Raw genomic sequence first — 21,276 nt, forward strand, 5'->3', positions numbered from 1 at the left:
CGCTATGACTGAGCCCGCGACCTTGATCTTGCGAGCCTCTCTTCGGGCACGGCTTTGTCGGGACATCGAGGTGTCGAGTTCGAGCACGCTAGCGGATCTGGCCGAAGCCATCGTAGCGGCATTTGGCTTCGACTTGGACCACGCCTACGGCTTCTATTCAAAGCTGACGGGAAAGCTGTTCGACTCGCCCCTGCGGTTCGAACTCTTCGCCGACATGGAGGCGAGCGGCTCTCGCAGCGTGAGGGGCACGCGCGTCACCACAGCCTTCCAGAAGGTGGGCTCGGCAATGACCTTCTTGTACGACTACGGTGACGAGTGGCGCTTCCGCGTTGAAGTTATTGGAACAGGGCAGGCGCAGCCCGATGCCAATTACCCGAGGATCGTCAGCAAGATCGGCAAGGCTCCCCCGCAGTACCCAGACATCGACGACGAGTGACGACGCACCATGCCGCATCGAGGGGGCGAGGGGGTGGGTAATTACGTTCGAACTTTTCCAGCATGTTCTCTCCGGCGATGCGTGAATGAGCCGAGAGTAGCTATGCACATCAGCTTAAGGGGCGTGTTTGGTCTGAGGTCAGCTGCGCTGTCCGACATCTTAGAAGAGCTTCGTCACATTCCAGCGCCTCATTCGCCGTCCCGACACGCAACGGCAACGTCGGCGTCCCCACCAATGCCTGTCGCACCAAAAACTGCGTCGCCGGGATTGGTACGACGGAATGCGGTCGCCGTCGACCGCACCAGGCATAGCATTCCTTGAAAGATCCACCCGATGTTCACGGTTGATCCGAAGTGGCGTGAATCTGACTTTGATCTCGTCATCTCGCCTCAGTGGCGCAGCGATATGCCGCCCATCGGAAAGACCGGAGGCACATTGGAAGATTTGTTCCTCACCACCTCATCATCATCTGGCGGCTGACATTCCAACTGCGTCGCAACTCCGAAATGTTCAGCCCTTTGGCCAGATCTGCTAGTGCCGCCAGACCGCCAGATCAGAAAGAGCACGCTTGCGAAATAGGCTATCTGGAGGAGCAGCGAACAAGCCAGCGTTGTGAGGACTACTGTGCGGATGGAATGAGAAGCAAAGTAGACAGCCAAAGCGTTGCTGCACAGGACCAGCCAAAAAACGCGATAAAATATTCTGAAGGGCAACGCCGTTCTCCTGGTTTTCTCGCCACATCATGCAGCGACCTTGTCGGCGGCAACATGTGTCTGGCAGTTCTTCGGGCAGACGCGGGCGCAGGCTCCGCAGCCGACGCAGCGGCCTGCATGGTCGACGACCATGATCATGCGATTGAGCTCGCCATCGAAGTCGTCGTCTTCGTCGTTGCAGGGGCCGAGGATTTCGCCTGCGTCATCGACGCCGTAAAGGTGCATGACCTCGCGCGAGCAAACCTTAAAGCAGCGTCCGCAGCCTATGCAGGTCGTGCCGTCGATAGCGGTGAGATATTGCGGCATCCATTTGGAGCCGTCGCGGGTGACGAACGCGCTCGTCATCGCGCATTCTCCGATGCAGCGAGATCTCTCTTGGCAGCGTCCCACTCGGCAAAAACGGCGAACGTTCTCTCGGCAATCACCTTGATCTCGGTCCAGTTGACCGGCAGGTCTTCGGCAAGGTCGTGCAATTCCATCTTCGCCGTTCCCGCACGCGACTGCAGCTTGCGGACCTTCTTCTGCAGCTCTTCACGGTTTGACATTAATCCTTCCTCGAATACGGCTTCCATCACGCCAGCGCGACGTCGGGACTGACTTCGGTGTCTGCGGTCGCATCGTCGACCAGTTTCGTACCGGCCTCCGCGAGTTGTCGGAACGTCTCGAAGCCGAAGCGGTGGATGTCCGGACAGAACGACCCAACGCCTGGCACCGAAAAGCCCGCGCCCAGAGGCCTCACGGGTTTGGCCTCCACAATTGGCGATGTCGCCGGGTGGAAACGCTCAGCGATCGCAAGCCCGACGGCGCTGTAAAACATGTCGAGCCTCCACAGCGCGTGGGGATCGGGATAGCCCATGCCAGGGATCGCGCGGCCCTTCTTTCCGGTGACGATGAAGGCGGCGAGCAGCGCTGCGTCCGATTTGCCTTCCCATAAGCAGTAGGACTCCTCAGCACGGATCAGCCGCACGAGGCATTTGACGAACGGGGTGGCAAGGGCGGCATCGTCCTCGTTGATAGCAGCGCAGGTCGCGGCTTCGGGCAATTTCATATTCTCCCCAGTTCAGGCCTCTTCGTCGAATTTCCTTTTTCGGCAGCGCCTAGCTCGGGCACACGTGCGCGGCCGATGCCCGGCTCGGAGCGGGCAATTCCAAGCAATTGACGTCCCGGTGAGCGTTCTTGGACGCGTCTTCGACCGCGAGGCCTTCCACCATGGCGAGAATTCGCGTCCAACATCACTTGCGCCGCTGCGCGGCCGCGGGTCATCGCAAAATTCGAGCTTTGAAACTGCCGCAAGCGATCCACCCGGTGCTGCATAGGGCCTACTTGCTGCGGCCACGCCAGGCAAATGGACGAATTGGCCAGTAAACATTCAGATTGACGCCTCTTTTTATGTATTTTTTCGGCCGCTCGCGCTTTGGTGTCGGGGGGAAAATGTTTTGCGAACCCGCGAAGAGAGCGCTGCAACGGCCCTCCCAGCCTTGTAGCTGGCTAGGGTCTGCAGCAAATCCGGTAGAAGGTGCTGTTTCTGTGCGTCCGGAATAAGCTCCGGACCTTCAGGCGACTTCAGTGCCAACCTGAGCAACTCGATCGCGCGATCCTTGTTGCCGCTGTCGTAATAGTACCTAGCGACCGCCGGATAAGACCGGAACTTAGGGCCGTCGGCTTGCGGGGGATTGAGTGCCAAGATGTGTTCGGACAGCTTTTTGCCCATCGCGAAACGCTCACCAGATGGAAAGTGCGAATGATCGTGCGCCGGACTGAAGAGCTGGCCTAGCGCTGCAAGCATCCAGTTCTCGGAGTTTCTATCGATTGCGTCGCGAACCAATTGGCGCATGACGGGCATGCCTTTTTGCATGTCGTTCATTCTGTGAAGTAACAGATGCACATGAGCCAGGCGAAAACTGATATTGTCTGGCATCAAGGCGATGCCCTCTTCGATCGCCGAGAGCGCCATCGTCCAATCCTCTGCCTTTATCGCCGCCCAGAATTTGTCATTGATTGGCTTCTTCAAGCCCTGTTCGCGCGCTATTGCGCCATTTCTGGCGATCCGCGCCGTGTCGGCGGCCTTCGCTTCATCGCTGGCGCGCCAACTGCCGTTCAGCACTTTCGGCAAGACCTCGTCGAGTTGCCTCGGATGACCGATAAAGGCGATGTGGCCGTCCCGGTCGACCACGAACGAGGTCGGAATTCCGACCGAAAAGCTGGGCTCCCTCCAAAGCTTGTTCATTTCGCCTGTAGGGTCGAACGCGATCCGATAGTTCAGATCCGGGCATTTTTCGGCCAACCACGCGCCCAACTTGGCTCGGACCTCAACGGGCGAGGAAGCGTCTTCATCAGCCGCGACTCCGACGACCTCAAGTCCGGCGTCCTTGTATTTCTCCTGCAGTTGCACCAGTTGGAGTGCCGCGGCCGCACATGGTCCGCACCAAGTCGCCCAAAACTCGACGACGTACACTTTGCCGGGCTGGAAACTCGCAAACGGCTCGCCACGCAGCCAGGTCTCGACCTTGATCGGGGGAGCCTGTGTCTCCATCTGCAATGCCATGTTGCTCTCCAAGGCTATTGCCAAAGGTTGCGCGACTTTGCGCGCGAGCTTGTTTCCCACTAAGCGAGGGGCACACGGGTTCAAGGAAAGCGAGCATCACCCGTCTCGCGCGTCTGCGCGCAGTGAGCGTTTACTCAGTCTTGCCGGCATCCAGTGTTGCCGAATCTCCACTTGCAAAGGCTGTGCCAGTGCGCTCGGCGTGCAGTAAGGCGTGGTTTCGCTTGAAAACCCACCATGCGACGAAGATGGCCGGTTGTATTGAACCCGACATGTTTGCCGCCGTTGTCAGGTTTTGGACATGCATCACGCGCTGCGCGCCGCCAGAAGAGCCTGGCCACGGACCACTCAACATGTATACCGGCCAAGGGATGAGCAGATGGACATCATGACTGCGTCGGCTATCGCCAGGCTCGTCATCATCGTCCGCTTCGTGCCCATTGGGTTGAGCTGTGGGCCGTTACGGTTCCTCAGGCGGTAGCGGAACTCGGCATTTCAATTGCAAGGCGCCGCTCCATGCGCGTGCCGCTGTGCCCCCTCGCCCGCCTTGCGATTGAATTTCTCGGCTGGTGACATGGGCGTCCTCAACGACGACGCTGGTCCAACTGCGGCCCGCCACTACCGCCATCGCCAATGCCGCCATTTTCAGATAGACTATGACGATCGTGGCGGACTGGCCAGGAGTGCTGGTGCCGGCCGGTGAACTCTGGGGGCTTCCTGCTTTGGTGCTACCTTTGTGTGTTTCTGGCGCCCGGGCGCTACAGCGCCCGCCCGGGTACGAATGCGAACATTGTCGGATTTGATCAGCCCAAGACCATTCGACCGCCACGCGGGTCCGGCCGGACCGACTGAATACACTGAAGATGCGGCCTTCCTCGCCGCTCTACCATCTCAGCCAATGACATTATGATTGTTGCCATCGCTTGCCGCCCAATCCGGCAAGGGCCCGACTGTCCAGACTCGAAGTCGAGGGTCTTGGCCGCGCGGTACTATGATTGCGTTGTTCAGCCCCAACCCAATAGTGAGGGCGATCCCTGATTTCGCCCATGCGGATGCCGATGCGGGTCCGAACGGCGTGCCGCGTCGAAAGGATTCTCGTTTTCGACCTGACGCCGACCTGCGAACCCTTGAGTTTGAATGCATTGAGAAGCCCAGTACGTCGGCGCGGCCGTTAAGTTCCGCTCACGGATCATCTCGGGCGAGCAGAAGCCATCCTAAGGGCACACTGGAGACGTGCGGGATGCCTCGGGCCGTGGCGCTTGTAAATCGTCTCGAGGCGCTCCGCGAAAACCTGCGCGTTTGCCGCGACCTTGGCCGACTTGGCATCAGGATAGGCGAGCAGCGAAGCAGAGCTTCGAACAGAATAGGTGCCCCTTCGGAACCGTCACCGCGCCAAAAACAGCGGCAATGGCGGCTTTGCTTCTATCCATCTCCTCACGCCACCGAAGAGCCGCTCGCGCAGCCGCCGGCTTCCATAAGCGCCCATGACAATCATGTTGGCAGACGTGTCGATTGCGTGCTGCGCGAGCACTGTTGCCGCCGGCTTGCCGGCGCTCGGCAGCCGGTCGACCGACACCCGAGCACCATGCCGGGTGAGATAGGCAGCGACGTCGGCTCCCGGCTCGATGCCGTTTCCGGTGCAGGTCACCTCCGGATCGACTAATGTGAGGCGAACTTCCTCGGCACCGGACAGCAACTCCAGTGCTTCCCGAACCGCACGGGACGCCTCGACGCGCGAATCCCAGCCGACCAGCACGCGCCGTGGCGACAGAGTCGCCTCGGCACCCTTCGGTACGACGAGCACCGGCTTTCCGGTATCAAACAAGCTGCCGTTGATAACAAGAGGTCCGAGATCGATGTCGTTGAGAAGTGCGGGGCCGACGATGGTCAGGTCACTGCAGAGCGCCCGCTGTCGCACCGCGTCGCCGACGCTGTCCTGATCGCAGTATTCGGTATCGACGTCATAGCAAATCCACAGGGCTCCCAGCTGTTTTTGAATATCCCTGGACGTCTTTTCCAGAATGGCCATGTCGTGTGAAAATTTCTCGATTTGCCTATAGCGCTTTTCCAGTTTGGCAATGGCCGCTGCACGTCGTTTTGGCCACTCGGGGATGGAACCGCAAAGCGGCGGAGACCCGATAATAAGTACCGAAAGGTTCGCACCGCCCTCAGCACACAAGCCGGCAGCTATTGTGACGTCCTTATCGGAGTGGTGAGCTCCCGTCACACTGAGTACGCTTTTGAAGGCCATGGACTGCTTCTTTTCGAGTATGTTGTACCTGCAGGCGTTTCGAAGCCGCTAGACTTGCCCTCGCGAGGGAGAGGGGAAATGGCAAACCGGCTTGCCATTCAGCCATCCGGCTTCTCCAGCGAGTAACCTGCCGATCTGACGGTACGAATGACGCTGTCGGGCGAGGCCGCCTTCAGCGCCTTTCTGATCCGGCTGATATGAACGTCGACGGTGCGCGCACCGATATGGATATTGTTGGGCCAGGCCGCGTCGATCAGCTCATCTCGGCTAAAGACCTTGCCGGGGGCCTCAAGCAAATGCCGCAGCAGGTTGAACTCGAGCGGTCCGAGATGGATGTCATGGCCATTACCGCGAACTCGGTAGGCATCGAGCTTCATCTCAAGGCCGCCGCAGCAGAGCCAGCTGCCGTTTTCGGCCCCGTTTGAACCCGGCTTCGGCAGCGCCAGCTTCGTGCGCAGACAGTCAAGCAGCGTGGCCGGCGCGATCGGCCGCACAAAACTCTCGTCGATGCCTGCCTTCAACAGATCGAGGTGCTGGTTCTCGGCGCCGGGGGCAATCAGGGCAATAACGGGAAGGCCACCCGTCCGGGGCTCGCTCTTGAATGTTGCGCAGATTGTGGAGCCCGTTGCGCTTGCTGGCCCGCAATCCAGCACCACCGCCTGGAGTTCTCGTTCATCGGCCGCTGCAATTGCTTCCTTCACGCCGCCGGCCGGCTCACTCGTGAAGCCGTCCACCCCCAGAATGTGACTGAGGAACAGATACAACTCCGCATCTTGCGAACAGATCAGGACCAATGGCTTCATCGGCGCTACCCCAAGAAGCAAATCGGCCTCGACCGCCCCGGTTGGGTAGGCGGGCCATGGCATGTCTTCAACGCCTGGCATGATCCCCTTGCTCGAAAATCGCTTCCATCACGCCCGCGCCACATCGGGATAGGCTTCAATGGCCCCGATCGCATCACCGGCCAGTTTCGTACCCGCCGCCGCAAGTTTCCAGAACGTCTCGAAGCCGAACCGGTGGACGTCGCGCAGGGTCTTCGACAGAACGACCAGCCGCCCGGCCGTGAAGAGGACGCGCCCGAAGCCCTCATGGCTCATCTCCATCATCGGCGATGCCATCAGGCCGGAACGCTCTTCGATCGCGAGCCCGACGGCGGTGTAAAACATGTCGAGCCTCCACAGGACGTCAGGATCGGGATCGCCGATAATCGGGATCGCACGGCGCTGTTCCTTTGTGATGATGAAGTCGCCCAGGAGCTCGACGTCCGATTTGCCTTCCCATGTTCCGTAGGAATCTTGAGCACGGATCAGCCGCACGAGGCATTTGACGAACGGGGTGGCAAGGGCCGCCTCGTCCTCGGCGACATCAGGGCTGACCACGGCGTCAAACATTTCGCCCACTCCTCATTTGAAGTCCTCGTCTTCGAAGCACGGTTTCTTTTCGGCAACGCCGGCCTGGCCCAGCACCTTGCGCAGCCAGGGGGGAGGAGCCTTCCTGAGCATCGTTTGCGTGCGCAACAGCACCTCTTGGATGGTTTGGGGCTGCGGCACTTTGATCGGATGGATTTTCGCCGAAATAACCTTGGCCGCCGAAGGTCCCCCAATAGCCAGGCAAAACAGGAGGTGACAGCCCTTCAGCGCCTCCACCTTCGGAGTGATGCGATCGTCGCCCTCGCTGCGATGCGTCCCGCTCTCATCGGAAACGTCGTCGAAGGCCACGGCTTCCACAAGTTGCCATTCCTCGCGCGTCACGTCGTAGACCGCAAAGCGCTTGGCCGACCCGAAGTGAGCGTTGAGGTTGTTCATGTCTTGCGTAGCGATCGCCACGCGCAAAGCGCCGGCTTGCCGTAGCGGCATCGATGCGTGAACCTCGTCAGAGACGAGCGAGAGGCGACGAACTGAGCTCATCTGGCATTTCTCGGTGTCGGAATGGATCAAGCGCCTCAGGCGTCGGCGCATGTCGATTGGCCTGGAAGATGTTGGCAACCTCGAAGATCAGGTCGCGGGTTCCCTGATAGAGTATTGTGAGCTTGTGCTGGCTGCCGAGCCGGTCAAAGATCGGGAAGCCGACGCGCATGAGCGGGATGCCAAGGTGCTGCGCCGCCTGGCGGCCGTGGGAATGGGTGACGAGGAGATCAGCGCCTGCGCCAAGAGCTTCCAAATCGCCGAGATCGCCGATCTGAACCGAGTCCGCCGGTACTTTCTCCAGAATTTTCGACATATTGGTCGTGGTGACCGCCGCCGCGATTTCGGAGCCCATGGAGACGAAGAAAGTCGCGAGTTGGTAGAGCTGGTCTGGTTCGGCAGCGATCGCAATTTTCTTGCCTCCGAAATGGAAATGTCCGTCGAGCAACGCGTCCTGCAACTGCGCCCGACGCCGGCGCACCCCGGCCGGCACCGGCGCGCCCGAAATCGCTGACAGCAGCGAGACGAACCGGTCTGCGGCCTTCAATCCAGCCAGGGACTGGAACATCGCGTAAGGCACGCCGGTCAACCTGTGCAGCAGCTCGGCCGGGCGGCGCATATGCTCACCGATGACAATGCATCGCACGGCCGTGCCAAGCTCGCGGATGTCCTCGACGCTGGTACCGCCATAGGTGGTCGTGACCCAGCGGTCTGGCACTGTACCGTCGAGCGAGCCGGAGACGTCCGGCACAATCACCGGCTTGAGCCCAAAGCTTTCGACCATGTCGCGCAAATGCTCGATATCGGCCACAGTGAGATTCCAGCCGGGCAGGATCGCGATCTTCTTCGATTGCCGCGCCTGCTCGCCGGGACGCGTGATCCTTCCGATCATCGCCGTGACAGCCTTGGCCCAGCCCTCTTCGATCGCCCCCTCGAAATCCGGCGTGTTGGCCAGCACGATCTCCGTACCCGCGAGTTCTTCCGCGCGCTTCTGCCTGATATTGGCGATATCCCCTGCGAAATCCTCACCTCGGGTTTCCGTTAGCGCCGTCGTGCAGACCCCGATCAACTTTGGCTTTGTGCGAGTCTTGAGATTGAGGATCGCCTCTTCCAGATGATCCGCCCCGCCAAGGATCGTCGCCACTTCGTCCATCGCGGTAGTCTGCAGGGGGATGGCTTCCTTGAAATGCCGCACGAAAAGCACGAGCGCGAAGCTGGTGCACCCCTGGCTGCCGTGGAACAACGGCATCGCACCATCGATCCCAAGAAAGGCCAGGGCTGCACCCAGCGGCTGCGACGACTTCAGTGGATTGACGGCCGCGGCTTTTGTCTGGGGAAGGATGCGGACCATCTTTCCTCAACACTCGCCGAAATCGTCGGCCGTCGTGCCGGCGAATTTCTTGAAACCCTGGACGGTCGCGGTCTCACCCTTCGTGCTCGGCGGTTCGTCCCCTGCGGGGAGCCGGCACTCCCACGGTGGTGGCTCCCGCACCTGGCGCCAGATCGGGTTGTGGATGGCGAGGTCGATTTGGCGCACGAGTTCCACCATGCCGTCATAACCGGCATAGGGCTGGTGACGCTCCTGGTTGATATCGAGCCAGGGTACCTTGGCCTTCAGTGCGATAAACTGCGTGCGCCCTCCCGACAGCATGATGTCGGCCTCGTGTTTTGAGAGCATTGCGTAAAGCTCGCGCGGTGCCATGGCCTCGAACATGTGGTTTTCGTCCTTGAGTATCTTCTTGATGCGCTCCTTGTCTTCGGGCGTTGATTTCTTGACCGAGGTGCCGACGATCTCGATGCCGATCTCCATCAGCGCGTGGACGACCGACCAGGACTTCACACCGCCGGTGTTGAGAAGCACGCGCTTGCCTTCGAGCCTCGGCCGGTAGGCCGCGAGCTTCTTCCAGGCAATCGCCTCCTCTTCAGCAATCAATGCCTCGGTGCGGCCGAGGATCTCCGGATCCGCACCCTTCTTCACGAGCAGTCTGGAGATCTGCCGCAGCGCTTCAGAGGTGTCGGTGATGCCGTAGAAGGAGCCTTCGAAAAACGGGATGTCCCAGCGCTGCTCCATCTTGCGCGCCAGATTAATGAGGGCGGTCGAGCACACGATCATGGTCGCCCGGGCGCGGTGCGCTGACGCAACGTCGAGGTAGCGGGCGTCGCCCGGAATTGAGGCGCGCACCCGGATGCCGAGCCGATCAAGGAGCGGCTTCACCAGCCAAAATTCGCCCGAGAGGTTGAATTCACCAAGGATATTGATGTCGTAAGGGCCGGCATCGTCGGGCTCCGCCGTGCCGATGACATGGTCGAGCAGCGCCTCGCCGGCAAGCTTGTTGCCGAGATTCTTGGACCCGACGAAGCCCGGCGCATTGACCGGCACCACCGGCAGGTCGAACTTTTCGGCCGCGCGTTTGCACACGGCCTCGATGTCGTCGCCGATCAGCGCCGTCACACAGGTCGAATAGACGAAGATCGCGGGCGGCGCGTAAGCTTCCTTGATCTCGCGGATCGCTTTGAAAAGCTTCCGCTCGCCCTGCCCCATCATCACGTCGAGTTCGGTGACATCGGTCGTGAAGCTTGTGCGCCATAGCGTTGGCCCGGACGAAGCCGTGCCCCGGTTGTCCCAGGAATTGCCCTCGCAGGCGAGCGGTGCATGGACCAGATGCGCGACATCGGTGATCGGCTGCAGCACGATTTTTGCGCCGTCGAAGGCACAGCCGCCGGCTGCCGCCCCGGGGGTCAGCGGCTTGGAGCAGCCCTTCTTGCGCGCCTTGGCGTCCTTGCCGCGGTTGTTTTCGCAGGCAGGCTCGTTGAAGACATCTTGGATTTTGGCATTGAGCGAGGACATTGCGCCGGTCTCCAAAGTCAATCGAGAAGACGGACCGATCGTAAAAGCCGGCCACCGCTCTTAGCGGGTGAGGTCATAAGAATAGTCCGTCACCCCCGTCTCGCTTGTCTCGCGATCGAGTTTGTCGAAGATCTTGTCGAGGATTGTCGTCAGTACGCGCAACCCGCCTTGGTAGCCCATGAGCGCAAAGCGATGGTGGTGGTGCCGGTCGAAGATCGGAAACATCAGCCGGATCAGCGGCGTGCCGGTGTCGCGCTCCAGATACTTGCCATAGGAATTGCCGATCAACAGGTCCACGGGCTCGGTGAAGAGCAGCGATCGCATCGCCCACAGGTCCTTGCCCGCCCAGACTTGAGCCTCCTTGCCGAAGGGCGAGGATGCAAGCAGCTCCTTCATCTGGTCTTCCCACGCCTTCGTGCCGTTGGTGGCGAGGCAGTGAGTCGGCTCGCCGCCTGTCTCCATGATGAAGCGGGCCATGGCGTGGACAAAGTCCGGGTCGCCGTAGAGTGCGTATTTCTTGCCGTGCAGCCACGATTGGCTGTCCGCCATGGCGTCAACAAGTCGGCCACGCTCCAGTCGGATTGCCTCGGGGATTTCCTTGCCGGAGATCGCGGAGACCTCCACGAGGAATTCGTCGGTCGCCTGGACGCCCAGCGGGTAATGGAACGAGGCTGTGGCCTGGCCGACCTCCTCGCAATATTCCAGCGTCTTTCGGGTGTTGTAATGCTGTAGCGAAAGTGTCGCCTCGGCGTTGAGTGCGTTCCTCACGTCTTGGATTTTCGTGCCGCCGTCATACATGCGGTATTCGCCGTCCGATGGTGTGTCGAACTGGTCAGAGGCATCTTGGATGAACGTGTAGGACACGCCCATCAGATCGAGCAGGCGTTTGAGTTCCCGGTTGTTGCCAACGCAAAAGCCGTCGAAGCCCGGAATGATGTTGATCGTCCCTGGGGCTTCCGTTCGCTCATGGCCTTTCCAGAAGTGTTCCAAAATGCCCTTGACCGTACCATCATAGCCGTCGATGTGGCTGCCGACGAAGGCCGGCGTGTGCGCGAAGGGCACGTCGAAGTCGCGCGGGACCGAGCCTTCTTCCTTCGCGTTCTCTATGAAGCTGTGCAGGTCGTCGCCAATGACCTCGGCCATACAAGTCGTCGATACGGCGATCATCTTCGGGTCATAGAGTTGATACGTGTTGGCGAGCCCGTCGACCATGTTCTTCAGGCCGCCGAACACTGCCGCGTCTTCGGTCATCGAGGAAGAAACCGCCGAAGCAGGCTCCTTGAAATGGCGCGACAGGTGCGAGCGGTAGTAAGCCACGCAACCCTGACTACCGTGCACGAAGGGCATGGTTCGCTCGAAGCCCGTGGCCGCGAACACCGCGCCGAGCGGCTGGCAGGCCTTGGCGGGGTTGATGACAAGCGCTTCGCGAGCGAAGTTTTTTTCCCGGTATTCCCAGGTCTCGGTGAACTCGCGTTGATCGGTAACGACCTGATCCTGGTGCGGACATTCGAAATTCAGCTTCTTCTCGGCCAGCATCTGCCTGTATTCCGGCTCGCGGAAGAGGGGCGCATGGTCGAGAATTTTTTCGGCCGACTGCGGCATGGTGGTCACCTCTTTTTCTATCTGACCGCGCCATACGGCGGGACAGGAACATCAAACGTTTCTGGTCTTCCGCGTATCACGGGGTCGCGGGGTTTATCGTCTCCTTGGGAAGACCAGGCTAAGGGCCTGGCATTTATTCGGCAGCCATCGCCCGTCCACGGCTCGGACGCCTTTTCCAAGGCGCCTCGAATAGGCCCCAGACCGGGTTGTTGATGGCAAGATCCACATCACGGGCGAAAACGGCAAAGCCGTCATAGCCATGATAGGGCCCCGAATAATCCCAGGAGTGCATCTGACGGAACGGTATGCCCATCTTTTGCACGGGGTATTTTTCCTTGATCCCCGAGCCTACGAGATTAGGGCGAACCCCCTCGATGAACTTCTCCAACTCATAACCGGTCACGTCGTCATAGATCAGCGTGCCGTTCTTCACGTAGTGAGCAGTGCGTTGATAATCGTCATTGTGGCCGAACTCGTAACCTGTGCCGACGATCACCATGCCGAGGTCCTCGTAGGCTGTGATGACGTGGCGGGGGCGCAGGCCGCCGACATAGAGCATCACCGTATTGCCTTCGAGGCGCGGTCGGTATTTGGCGATTACCTCGTCGACCAAGGGGCGGTACTTGGCGATCACCTTTTCGGTCTTCTCCTCGATTTCCGGCCCAAAATGCTTGGCAATCTTGCGCAGGGAGGCTTCGATCTGGGAGGGACCGAAGAAATTGTACTCCATCCAAGCGATGCCGTACTTTTCCTCCATGTGCCGACAGATGTAGTTCATAGACCTGTAGCAATGGATGAGATTGAGCTTGGCCTTCGGCGCGCGCTCTATCTCGGCGAGCGTGGCGTCGCCCGACCAATTGCCGACCACGCGCAGGCCGATCTCCTCAAGCAGGATTCGCGAAGCCCAGGCGTCGCCGCCGATATTGTAGTCGCCGACCACGTTGACGTCGTACGGGCCACCCTCGAACTCGACGTCCCTCTTCTCGAACACCCAGTCGCGGATCGCATCATTGGCGATGTGGTGGCCGAGCGATTGCGAGACGCCGCGGAAGCCCTCGCAGCGCACCGGCACGATCGTCTTTTCGATCTCCTTGGCCTTCTTGCGCGAAACCGCTTCGGTGTCGTCGCCTATGAGGCCGATCGGGCACTCGGACTGCACGGTGATGCCCTTGTTCAACGGAAAAAGTTCTTCAATCTCGTCGATGATCTGTTCCAGCTTTTTGTCGCCGCCGAAAACAATGTCTTTCTCCTGGAAATCGGAGGTGAACTGCATTGTCCCGAAGGTGTCGATGCCGGTGGTGCCGACATAGTAGTTGCGGCGCTGCGACCAGGAGTATTGCCCGCAGCCGACGGGGCCGTGCGAGATATGGACCATGTCCTTGACCGGACCCCACACCACGCCTTTTGAGCCGGCATAGGCGCAGCCGCGAATGGTCATCACGCCGGGAATGGACTTGATATTCGATTTGACGTCACATTCGGAAAGGACCTCCCCTTCCTCGCCGGCCTCGTCCCCGCTCTTTGCAACGTTGAGGTGCTTTTTGCGGCGCTTCGCCGTCTTGTCGGGATATTGCGACAACACCTCCTCGATAAGCTTCGCATGAAGAGCACCGTCATTTTCGTATTCCAGGCTCATGGGACCCCTTTCAAGGTTCGTGTGACGCCTCACCGGCGAGGCGCCGTTACAAAGGCGCGCTTGGTCAAGGCCGCACCTCAAGTCGACAACGCTTGTTACAGTGCGGCCGCCTTCGCCGTTTCCTTGGCTTGGAGTTCGGCAAGCATCTGCTCGTCTGTCTTCATGATGCCGAAGTCGAGCAGCATGTCCTCGAGCTCCTCCATGGTGATTGGGGTCGGGATGGTGCCCTGGCGCGAATTGGCATGGATCTTCTCGGCCAGCGCACGGTATTCCCCGGCCTGCTTTGAGTCCGGCGCATACTGGATCACCGACATCTTCCTGAGCTCGGCGTGCTGGACGATATTGTCGCGTGGCACGAAATGGATGAGCTTGGAATTGAGCTTGGACGCCAGTGCTTCGGCGAGGTCGAGCTCGCGGTCGGTTTGGCGCTCGTTGCAAATCAGGCCGCCGAGCCGCACGCCGCCCGAATGGGCGTATTTCAAAATGCCCTTGGCGATGTTGTTGGCGGCATAGAGCGCCATCATCTCGCCGGACATGACGATGTAGATTTCCTGAGCCTTGTTCTCGCGGATCGGCATTGCAAAACCGCCGCACACCACGTCCCCGAGCACGTCGTAGGAAACATAGTCGACATCATCGTAGGCGCCGTTCTCCTCGAGGAAGTTGATCGAGGTGATGACGCCGCGGCCGGCGCAGCCTACACCCGGCTCGGGGCCGCCCGACTCCACGCACTTGATGCCTCTGTAGCCGATCTTGAGCACGTCTTCGAGTTCGAGGTCTTCCACCGAACCTTCCTTTGCAGCAAGGTGCAGCACGGTATCCTGCGCCTTCGAGTTCAGGATCAGGCGGGTGGAGTCGGCCTTGGGATCGCAGCCGACGATGAGTATCCTCTGCCCGAGATCGACAAGGGCGGCGAGCGTATTTTGGGAGGTGGTGGACTTGCCGATGCCGCCCTTGCCGTAAAAGGCGATCTGACGCAGACCTGACATGTAGCTTTCCTTCCTTCGTTCCATTCATCGCGGCTGCCCGCGACATGAATGCCGGTCGGCAGCTTTTTCGCCGCCTCGTAATGCAAGGTTCAAAACTCGTGCCAATTTTATTGACCGATCGAAGAAAGTTTTTTGTTCTTCCTTTTCAGTTATTTGACCTGAGCAAAATAAGGGAATGGCTAACCGAGCCCGTGTCGCGAACCTGACAAGACCAACGAAACCTGTCGGAGAGCGTAAATATGACAGCCATACCTCACGCCGGGACCGAAAGGCACAAACGCTGTCGTCCACTCCTCGTGAGTGGCACGCCTCCCCGGAAAATCGCCCGCGCGAGAGAGTGGTGTCTCGATGAGCGTCGCATGGTCGGGGAGGGAATCTCGCCTGCGCAGGAGAAGCAGCGACAGAAGCGCCGCTTGAAGGAAGCCAAGAGTTTCGGTGAGTTCGGGGAGCGTTGGTTCAGGAAGCGCGTATGGCTGACAGTACACGCGCCATGCGCCGGGCGATCTTCGACCGCGACATTGTGCCGACCTGGAGAAACCGGCTCCTCAAGGAGATCTCGCCGGACGATCGCCGGGGGCTCTGCAAGAAAGTGAAGGATCGAGGAGCACCGGCAACGGCTATCCACGTCCGCGACATCGTCAAGCAGATCTTCGCGTTCGTGATCCTGCATGGCGCGACGATCCGCTTGGGCCTGCGACTCATACTGCTGACCATGGTTCGAAAAAGCGAATTGCAGGATGCGGTCTGGGATGAAGTCGATTTGCCGTGTGGAGCATTCCCAAAGAGCGCATGAAGCGCTCCAAGCCTCATAATGTTTATCTGTCGCGCCAATCCGTCGATATCATGATCGCACTCAGGACATGCGCCGGGAACTCACGCTATGTTCTTCCATCGCGCTACGATGCTGACGCGCCGATGTCTCGAGCCACGTTTACAGAACGGTGGAAGGGCTGCTTGCCGACTTCCCCTCTCCGGTGTAATAGAATGTCGGAACTTACCTGTAATTGCCGACAGTTTGATACATGACCGGATCCCTTGAAACCTCTCAGCGCGACCTTGCAGTCAGTCTGATTGAGCACCACGGGATCATGCGCCTGTCGGATCTGAAACGCCGAGGCATCAATCCGGCTACACTTGCGCGTCTGGTAGACGAGGGCATCCTCCATCGCCCCTCACGTGGGCTCTACGAACGCGCGGATGCCGACGTCGACATTTCTCATTCCCTGGCCGAGATCGCAACCCGAGTTCCGAAAGGCGTGATCTGCCTCGTATCGGCGCTCCAGTTTCATGAGATCACGCTGCAGCTTCCGCGCAGCGTCTGGATCGCAATCGGCTCCAAGGACCGCAAGCCGACGATCGACTATCCGCCGATCCGGGTTGCTCGCTTCGGCGAAAAGGCGCTCACCATTGGCGTCAAGACCTACACCATCGATTCGGTACCTGTCCGGATCTTTGATCCGGCCAAGTCGATCGTGGACTGCTTCCGCTTCCGTAATGCCGTCGGCCTCGACGTTGCAATGGAAGCGCTCCGCATGGGCTGGCGGTCCAGAAAGGCCAGGCCCGACGACATTGCCCGATATGCGCAGGCGCTGCGCATCTGGAGTGTCGTTCGTCCTTATCTTGAAAGCACAGTTGCTGATGAAGGATAGGCCGGCGAATCTTCCAGCATCGATTCTTGCTCGGCTCCGCAACATCGCGCGGGACAAACAGACGGACAATCAGCTCATCCTGAGAAGATACGCCATCGAGAGGCTGCTTTATCGGCTGAGCATCTCCCCGCATCGAGATCAGTTCATCCTGAAGGGCGCGATGCTCTTCACAGCGTGGCTCAACGATCCGTTTCGCCCTACGCAGGACCTCGATCTTCTTGGATTCGGCAATCCAGCCGTAACGGCGATCCGATCCGTTTTCGAAACAATTTGCCGGATCGAGGCCGAAAGAGACGGACTGGTGTACGATGCGAACGGCCTGAGCGTCGAGGTGATCCGTGAAGGCCAGCAATATGGCGGCGTCAGGGTGCAGACGACAGCGTTTCTCGGGAGGACCCGGATCCCGATACAAGTCGACATCGGCTTTGGTGACGCTGTTACGCCGACGGCGCAGGAACTGGAGTTTCCGTCGCTTCTGTCGGCCGAGGGTCCTCGACTGAGAGCCTATCCCAGGGAAACCGTGGTTGCCGAAAAACTCCAGGCAATCGTCGTGCTTGGCCAGGCGAACAGTCGCACGAAGGATTTTTACGACCTGCTGGCGCTGTCGCGGCTGTTCGCGTTCGAAGGTGGATCGCTGGTCCAGGCAATCCGAGCGACATTTGAACGCCGTGACACGCTACTGCCAACGGAGACTCCGCTTGGACTCAGTACCGCTTTTGCCGAGGACAGCGAGAAGGCAAGGCAATGGACGGCGTTCGTCGGAAGGGAACCGCTTCTCTTGCAGCACCGAATCTCCCGGCCGCGATCGTCGCGATTGGCGAGTTCGTTTTTCCGCCGCTCCAGGCTGCAGCCTTAGCCGACGGTTTCGAGCGTCATTGGCCGGCCGGCGGCCCTTGGACATAAAGCTCGGACTTGCTTTGTTCCACGGGCGGTTCACGGCTCTCGAAATCGTTACGGATCGATCGGCTGCCACGGCAGCGGATCAGCTTGGGGCGCGGAGGTGTCGACCTGTCGACATAGCACTTCGAAGTGCTTTTTCGCTAGGCCGATGCTTTTATTGCATTGCGGGATGACATTTGTGCGTTGCAATATCTGACGCGGAAGCTACTATGAGGGTGTCGGCCATCAACTCTCTCGATGCGATGCCGATCTTGAATGCGGCACACCCCCTCTAGTGCCGTTTTCGAATCGGGCCCGTTGCCACCTCCTCCCGGCAGCGGGCCTTTTCTCTCCAAGGCTGCCTCTTGGCCAAGCACGGTGCCGCCATCAATTCGAGCGCAGAATTTCGAGTTGAATTTCTGGCGATCCAGCAGCTATTGAACTCCGGCGTCGCGCCTGTACACCGAAACCCTGTCGGTGGAGATATCGCTCAAGGCAAAATGAGGTACGCCGGAAAATACGATGATTTTCAGCTCCTTAATGAGCGGCAGACTCTAGAAATTCGCGCTATTCGGTAGCAATGCCACCAAATCCCTTCGGCATTATTCAGCGGCAGGCGACGCGTCTTCTTCGAAGGGCCAGTTACCTGAAGGCTTTGGCTATGGCGTGGATTTGGGCTCGGGAATAGCCTCCGCAATCTCCCTCATGCGATCGAGGCAGACGTCGGCAATAGGTCGCCATTCTTCAGCAATATTGAGTTCCCCCAATTCATTGCGAACATAATCTTCTTGGAGGTTGATTAACCTAGTGCCAATAGCCGCCTTCAAATGCGACACGAAACGTAGGTTGTCCTGCAGCACATCCGGGAATAGGTGGTCCACTACTGCGATATCGAATATGTCGCGGACCTTCAACAAAGTGCCACGATAGTTCAGCTTCTTTAAGGCTATCTCCACCGGGTGTTCGATTTCAATCGAATGGGAAAGTCGCTGACTAAGTTCAGTCGGGTCAATGATTGTTCGCCCCGTTGGCACATCAGTAATGTAAGACGCGACGATAAAATCGATCTCGCCTTCTGGGTAGATGAGTTTGAGGTAGTTTGCCGCCTCATCATATGCCTGATGATCCCAGATGCCTTCGCCACCCAATCGGGGCGAAAGGATCGACAAATACTGGGGGTCATCGATGAAAGCGTCGATGTCCTTGCTCAGGCGATGACCAGTGTGGACCATCAGAGCGGTACCGCCCCCGAGCACCCAATCGGGGACGGGTTGCCCTTTCGCGCGGAGTCGATCGAGGCCTGTTACTGCTCTATCGAGGAGAAGGCGCCAGTGAGACAAGTTCGCTCTCCAAATCCGGATTGTACTCGCCCGTCGCGGCCTTCGTTGCCATGTAAGCCTTGGCGAGCTTGGATTTAGAGATACCGTGAGCGCTTGCAAACTGAAAAACGAGAAAAGGCTCCACGTCTGTGAAGAAAGTGGCGACATGGACGGGCCAGTCGTCCAGTTTGGCCTTGGCAATACACTCCCGCAGCGCCGCTACGCTGATATCCCGCTTGTAGGGCGCGTTGACCGTAGCCAATACAAGCCCGTCCACTGCTGAAAAGCCTTCAGCAGCGCCAATGATATGGGTCTTCGTAATCGCGCGAACCATGCTGGGTATATAGTTCTTTCGCCCGACAAAGTCGACCACGGGCAATTTGGCATCGCGCCTCACAATAGAATTCACCGCGGCACAACGACCCGTTCCGATCGTCAGCCCAAAATGCAAGGAACCGATCGACTCCCGCCGCCATATCCAAGGGCCCGCCCCATGTTGAGGGGATAAGCATACGACGCTCGGGCCTCCCACGGCCGCCGCTTCGCCCATTGCGTATCGACGACTGCCCAGTCCAGGAGCCTGAACCTGAACCCCAGGCCTCTAATTCTCCCTCGCACCGCCTGACCCCCAGGATTTTGGAGGGTCCGGTGTGGTTCGAAGATAGCCATCGCGATCCGAGAACGAAACGCGGGGGTGTGAATTACCGAACGAGCAGCATTTCCTGATGTCCCTGGCATGCCGGGACATGCCCATCCAGGATCTCGTCGAATTGACGAGGAGGAAGCCTACACGACCTTCTGCCATTTCCGCTGGCCAAAGACGAATGGCGAGCCCGTCTGCCCGCATTGCGGCCTTCTCGGCTGCTACGCGCTCCGCAGGCGCGCTTTCAAGTGCTCTGGCTGCCGCCGCGAGTTCTTACCGACGTGCCGAAGAGAGCGCAGAGTTCATTGACATGAACGAACTTAGTCCGGCCCTTTCCCATTCGGCTACGCGCGGACGAAGCTGCGCTTCGGGTTCAGCATGAGTATCGTCTCCGTTCCACCACTTCTCCCTTCTCGCGGCCCAGCCCTGCCCTTGGTAGAGCTTCCGACATTTTCGTCCACCTTCTGACACAAGAAGGTTCGTCGCACGTGGAAACGCCTTGTATGTTTCCCGAGCATTAGCTGCTTGAGGTGTTACAAGTTCAGCCCGATGAGATCGCCGTCTTAGACGGAAGCCTTTCCTCCATGGCGACCCCGAAAGCAGGTCCCTCTACTCAAGGTAAAAATCGCTTCCATCCCTGCTGCAAGTCAGATGGCACGGCATTTGCGACAGCTCATTAGAACCATCGAACCACAAACAAAGCGACGAGTGAACCATTGGTGACTCCGTACAAGCGCTTGAGGCGACGGTGACTATTGCGGATAAACATCGGGAGGTCGTCCCCTCCAGGCGTCAGTGCTCGCTAGCTTTTCTGCGCAGGTGTGGTCGGAGGCCGACATCCAACAGCGCGGCATGCGCCCAATTGCTGCTTGCCCGTCCTCATCAGCATGTGAATGCCGAAGCACTGCATCGAGGGGTCACTCCAACCGACGTCGGCGCGCCACTGGCAACCATCTACAATACGCAGAACCACTTTCGTGAAGCGAGACTCTTGCGCGACCTCAACGTTGCGGCGCCACACGGCTATTTCGAGATTGACACTGTCGATCACCACCACTTTCTCCTCGACGACAAGCAGCCAGTCATCCACATCCCTTCCAGCGCCACTTGCCGCAAAAGGGTTGCTCGATCCCGCCCAAATCACTCATATTGGCCAGGCCATTCGGATGACGAAGAGGGTGGGCCCAAGGCCTTCCCGTACCACCGGATGGAAGAGCGATTTGGAAGCCGCCAAGGCCTTCATCTCATGTCCGGCATGCCTGCCGAGTCGACGTTGCGTCGGCCCAAACCGAGAAGCCATGCCAGGTTTCTTCTAAAAGGAGCTACTTGATGACCATCACGAAGAAGGTCCCCTTCGTTACTTTTCGCACGCGTGTTCGCGATGAGTCCGTCGAGGGGCCAAATCCATACCGCTGGCAAGACAAGACATCCGACGACTATTTCGATGGCAAGCGCGTCATCCTGTTCTCGCTGCCTGGCGCCTTCACCCCGACCTGCTCGACCTACCAACTGCCCAATTTCGAAAAGCTCTATGACGAGTTCAGGAAGGAAGGAATTGACGCAATCTACTGCATCTCCGTCAACGATGCCTTCGTCATGAATGCGTGGGGCAAGTCCTTGGGGCTACAGAAGGTCGAGCTTATCCCGGACGGCTCAGGCGAGTTCACGCGCAAAATGGGTATGCTGGTTGCGAAGGACAATCTCGGCTTCGGAATGCGCTCCTGGCGCTACGCCGCCCTGATCAACGACGGTGCGGTGGAGCAATGGTTCGAGGAAGAAGGGTTCTCCGACAACTGCGAGACCGATCCCTATGCCGTCTCGTCCCCGCAGAACGTTCTTGAAACACTGCAGGCCGCCGCATGATT

At 59.2% G+C, this 21,276-nt stretch carries 22 protein-coding genes and 2 pseudogenes; 8 read left to right on the top strand and 16 right to left on the bottom strand.

Annotation, left to right across the window (positions count from 1 at the left end):
• The first annotated feature begins 4 nt into the window (after positions 1 to 4).
• Both RFM68_RS29355 and RFM68_RS29360 read left to right on the top strand, forming a co-directional pair.
• Complete coding sequence (locus RFM68_RS29355; RefSeq protein WP_320217619.1) at positions 5 to 436, top strand: IS1096 element passenger TnpR family protein; 432 nt, start codon at positions 5 to 7, stop codon at positions 434 to 436.
• Positions 437 to 769: 333 nt separating this feature from the next.
• Complete coding sequence (locus tag RFM68_RS29360; RefSeq protein ID WP_320236535.1) at positions 770 to 916, top strand: hypothetical protein; 147 nt, start codon at positions 770 to 772, stop codon at positions 914 to 916.
• An 80-nt stretch (positions 917 to 996) separates the two neighbouring features.
• Here the strand turns inward: RFM68_RS29360 and RFM68_RS29365 are convergent.
• The 14 genes and pseudogenes from RFM68_RS29365 to nifH all read right to left on the bottom strand — a co-directional run.
• Positions 997 to 1,149: pseudogene (locus tag RFM68_RS29365) on the bottom strand (exopolysaccharide production repressor protein); the annotation flags it as partial.
• A 27-nt stretch (positions 1,150 to 1,176) separates the two neighbouring features.
• Entirely contained in the window at positions 1,177 to 1,494 is a 318-nt protein-coding gene (fdxB, locus tag RFM68_RS29370; RefSeq protein ID WP_320215349.1) for a ferredoxin III, nif-specific, read from the bottom strand.
• Positions 1,491 to 1,694, bottom strand: a complete 204-nt coding sequence (locus RFM68_RS29375) for a CCE_0567 family metalloprotein (RefSeq protein WP_320236493.1) — start codon at positions 1,692 to 1,694, stop codon at positions 1,491 to 1,493. The genes fdxB and RFM68_RS29375 overlap by 4 nt, the downstream gene beginning before the upstream one ends.
• 26 nt (positions 1,695 to 1,720) lie before the next feature.
• Positions 1,721 to 2,191 carry a DUF269 domain-containing protein gene (locus tag RFM68_RS29380; RefSeq protein WP_430694973.1) on the bottom strand — a complete coding sequence of 157 codons (471 nt, stop codon included), beginning with the start codon at positions 2,189 to 2,191 and terminating at the stop codon, positions 1,721 to 1,723.
• A 345-nt stretch (positions 2,192 to 2,536) separates the two neighbouring features.
• Positions 2,537 to 3,694, bottom strand: coding sequence for a TlpA disulfide reductase family protein (locus RFM68_RS29385; protein ID WP_320236495.1), 1,158 nt, complete (start codon positions 3,692 to 3,694; stop codon positions 2,537 to 2,539).
• 1,381 nt (positions 3,695 to 5,075) lie between these two features.
• Positions 5,076 to 5,942: a universal stress protein gene (locus RFM68_RS29390; RefSeq protein WP_320236496.1), complete on the bottom strand. Its 867-nt coding sequence runs from the start codon at positions 5,940 to 5,942 to the stop codon at positions 5,076 to 5,078.
• Positions 5,943 to 6,040: 98 nt separating this feature from the next.
• On the bottom strand, positions 6,041 to 6,826 hold the full coding sequence (locus RFM68_RS29395) for a winged helix-turn-helix transcriptional regulator (protein WP_320236497.1): 786 nt from the start codon (positions 6,824 to 6,826) through the stop codon (positions 6,041 to 6,043).
• 27 nt (positions 6,827 to 6,853) lie between these two features.
• Positions 6,854 to 7,333 (bottom strand): NifX-associated nitrogen fixation protein, encoded by a 480-nt coding sequence (locus RFM68_RS29400; protein ID WP_320236498.1) that lies wholly within the window; start codon positions 7,331 to 7,333, stop codon positions 6,854 to 6,856.
• A 12-nt stretch (positions 7,334 to 7,345) separates the two neighbouring features.
• On the bottom strand, positions 7,346 to 7,849 hold the full coding sequence (gene nifX / locus RFM68_RS29405) for a nitrogen fixation protein NifX (RefSeq protein WP_320236532.1): 504 nt from the start codon (positions 7,847 to 7,849) through the stop codon (positions 7,346 to 7,348).
• Complete coding sequence (nifN, locus tag RFM68_RS29410) at positions 7,815 to 9,197, bottom strand: nitrogenase iron-molybdenum cofactor biosynthesis protein NifN (RefSeq protein ID WP_320236499.1); 1,383 nt, start codon at positions 9,195 to 9,197, stop codon at positions 7,815 to 7,817. Before nifN ends, nifX begins: the two co-directional genes overlap by 35 nt.
• A 6-nt stretch (positions 9,198 to 9,203) precedes the next feature.
• The gene (gene nifE / locus RFM68_RS29415) at positions 9,204 to 10,694 is read right to left on the bottom strand and encodes a nitrogenase iron-molybdenum cofactor biosynthesis protein NifE (RefSeq protein WP_320236500.1); all 1,491 of its coding nucleotides are present in this window, start codon (positions 10,692 to 10,694) and stop codon (positions 9,204 to 9,206) included.
• Positions 10,695 to 10,754: 60 nt separating this feature from the next.
• Positions 10,755 to 12,296 (bottom strand): nitrogenase molybdenum-iron protein subunit beta, encoded by a 1,542-nt coding sequence (gene nifK, locus RFM68_RS29420; RefSeq protein WP_320236533.1) that lies wholly within the window; start codon positions 12,294 to 12,296, stop codon positions 10,755 to 10,757.
• A gap of 133 nt (positions 12,297 to 12,429) precedes the next feature.
• A complete protein-coding gene (gene nifD / locus RFM68_RS29425) occupies positions 12,430 to 13,932 on the bottom strand; it encodes a nitrogenase molybdenum-iron protein alpha chain (RefSeq protein ID WP_320215359.1) in 1,503 nt (500 codons plus the stop codon).
• Positions 13,933 to 14,027: 95 nt separating this feature from the next.
• Positions 14,028 to 14,921 carry a nitrogenase iron protein gene (gene nifH / locus RFM68_RS29430; protein ID WP_320215360.1) on the bottom strand — a complete coding sequence of 298 codons (894 nt, stop codon included), beginning with the start codon at positions 14,919 to 14,921 and terminating at the stop codon, positions 14,028 to 14,030.
• Positions 14,922 to 15,241: 320 nt separating this feature from the next.
• Here nifH and RFM68_RS29435 point away from each other — a divergent pair.
• The 3 genes and pseudogenes from RFM68_RS29435 to RFM68_RS29445 form a co-directional block, all read left to right on the top strand.
• Positions 15,242 to 15,854: pseudogene (locus RFM68_RS29435) on the top strand (tyrosine-type recombinase/integrase); the annotation flags it as partial.
• 89 nt (positions 15,855 to 15,943) lie between these two features.
• Positions 15,944 to 16,570, top strand: a complete 627-nt coding sequence (locus RFM68_RS29440) for a type IV toxin-antitoxin system AbiEi family antitoxin domain-containing protein (protein ID WP_320215364.1) — start codon at positions 15,944 to 15,946, stop codon at positions 16,568 to 16,570.
• On the top strand, positions 16,560 to 17,426 hold the full coding sequence (locus RFM68_RS29445; RefSeq protein ID WP_320236501.1) for a nucleotidyl transferase AbiEii/AbiGii toxin family protein: 867 nt from the start codon (positions 16,560 to 16,562) through the stop codon (positions 17,424 to 17,426). Before RFM68_RS29440 ends, RFM68_RS29445 begins: the two co-directional genes overlap by 11 nt.
• A 682-nt stretch (positions 17,427 to 18,108) precedes the next feature.
• On the opposite strand, the gene RFM68_RS29450 is transcribed toward RFM68_RS29445, so the two are convergent.
• A complete protein-coding gene (locus tag RFM68_RS29450) occupies positions 18,109 to 18,789 on the bottom strand; it encodes a nucleotidyl transferase AbiEii/AbiGii toxin family protein (protein WP_320236502.1) in 681 nt (226 codons plus the stop codon).
• A complete protein-coding gene (locus RFM68_RS29455) occupies positions 18,761 to 19,147 on the bottom strand; it encodes a hypothetical protein (protein ID WP_320236503.1) in 387 nt (128 codons plus the stop codon). The genes RFM68_RS29450 and RFM68_RS29455 overlap by 29 nt, the downstream gene beginning before the upstream one ends.
• A 357-nt stretch (positions 19,148 to 19,504) precedes the next feature.
• On the opposite strand from RFM68_RS29455, the gene RFM68_RS29460 reads away from it, so the two are divergent.
• From RFM68_RS29460 to RFM68_RS29470, 3 genes are all read left to right on the top strand, one after another.
• Positions 19,505 to 19,720, top strand: coding sequence for a transposase (locus RFM68_RS29460; RefSeq protein ID WP_320236504.1), 216 nt, complete (start codon positions 19,505 to 19,507; stop codon positions 19,718 to 19,720).
• Between the two features lie 580 nt (positions 19,721 to 20,300).
• A complete protein-coding gene (locus RFM68_RS33705; RefSeq protein ID WP_430694974.1) occupies positions 20,301 to 20,741 on the top strand; it encodes a transcriptional repressor in 441 nt (146 codons plus the stop codon).
• Complete coding sequence (locus tag RFM68_RS29470) at positions 20,741 to 21,274, top strand: peroxiredoxin (RefSeq protein WP_320215367.1); 534 nt, start codon at positions 20,741 to 20,743, stop codon at positions 21,272 to 21,274. Before RFM68_RS33705 ends, RFM68_RS29470 begins: the two co-directional genes overlap by 1 nt.
• The last annotated feature ends 2 nt before the right edge of the window (positions 21,275 to 21,276 follow it).

It is taken from the genome of Mesorhizobium montanum (genome assembly GCF_033977145.1).
In the GTDB taxonomy this organism is placed as follows: Bacteria; Pseudomonadota; Alphaproteobacteria; order Rhizobiales; family Rhizobiaceae; genus Mesorhizobium; species Mesorhizobium montanum.

What these genes read in the sequence shown, in the direction of transcription:
- RFM68_RS29355 (WP_320217619.1), top strand. Translation starts at nt 5, where the DNA reads ATGACTGAGCCCGCGACCTTGATCTTGCGAGCCTCTCTTCGGGCACGG.
- RFM68_RS29360 (WP_320236535.1), top strand. Translation starts at nt 770, where the DNA reads ATGTTCACGGTTGATCCGAAGTGGCGTGAATCTGACTTTGATCTCGTC.
- fdxB (WP_320215349.1), bottom strand. Translation starts at nt 1,494, where the DNA reads ATGACGAGCGCGTTCGTCACCCGCGACGGCTCCAAATGGATGCCGCAA.
- RFM68_RS29375 (WP_320236493.1), bottom strand. Translation starts at nt 1,694, where the DNA reads ATGTCAAACCGTGAAGAGCTGCAGAAGAAGGTCCGCAAGCTGCAGTCG.
- RFM68_RS29385 (WP_320236495.1), bottom strand. Translation starts at nt 3,694, where the DNA reads ATGGCATTGCAGATGGAGACACAGGCTCCCCCGATCAAGGTCGAGACC.
- RFM68_RS29390 (WP_320236496.1), bottom strand. Translation starts at nt 5,942, where the DNA reads ATGGCCTTCAAAAGCGTACTCAGTGTGACGGGAGCTCACCACTCCGAT.
- RFM68_RS29395 (WP_320236497.1), bottom strand. Translation starts at nt 6,826, where the DNA reads ATGCCAGGCGTTGAAGACATGCCATGGCCCGCCTACCCAACCGGGGCG.
- RFM68_RS29400 (WP_320236498.1), bottom strand. Translation starts at nt 7,333, where the DNA reads ATGTTTGACGCCGTGGTCAGCCCTGATGTCGCCGAGGACGAGGCGGCC.
- nifX (WP_320236532.1), bottom strand. Translation starts at nt 7,849, where the DNA reads ATGAGCTCAGTTCGTCGCCTCTCGCTCGTCTCTGACGAGGTTCACGCA.
- nifN (WP_320236499.1), bottom strand. Translation starts at nt 9,197, where the DNA reads ATGGTCCGCATCCTTCCCCAGACAAAAGCCGCGGCCGTCAATCCACTG.
- nifE (WP_320236500.1), bottom strand. Translation starts at nt 10,694, where the DNA reads ATGTCCTCGCTCAATGCCAAAATCCAAGATGTCTTCAACGAGCCTGCC.
- nifK (WP_320236533.1), bottom strand. Translation starts at nt 12,296, where the DNA reads ATGCCGCAGTCGGCCGAAAAAATTCTCGACCATGCGCCCCTCTTCCGC.
- nifD (WP_320215359.1), bottom strand. Translation starts at nt 13,932, where the DNA reads ATGAGCCTGGAATACGAAAATGACGGTGCTCTTCATGCGAAGCTTATC.
- nifH (WP_320215360.1), bottom strand. Translation starts at nt 14,921, where the DNA reads ATGTCAGGTCTGCGTCAGATCGCCTTTTACGGCAAGGGCGGCATCGGC.
- RFM68_RS29440 (WP_320215364.1), top strand. Translation starts at nt 15,944, where the DNA reads ATGACCGGATCCCTTGAAACCTCTCAGCGCGACCTTGCAGTCAGTCTG.
- RFM68_RS29445 (WP_320236501.1), top strand. Translation starts at nt 16,560, where the DNA reads ATGAAGGATAGGCCGGCGAATCTTCCAGCATCGATTCTTGCTCGGCTC.
- RFM68_RS29460 (WP_320236504.1), top strand. Translation starts at nt 19,505, where the DNA reads ATGCCGGGACATGCCCATCCAGGATCTCGTCGAATTGACGAGGAGGAA.
- RFM68_RS29470 (WP_320215367.1), top strand. Translation starts at nt 20,741, where the DNA reads ATGACCATCACGAAGAAGGTCCCCTTCGTTACTTTTCGCACGCGTGTT.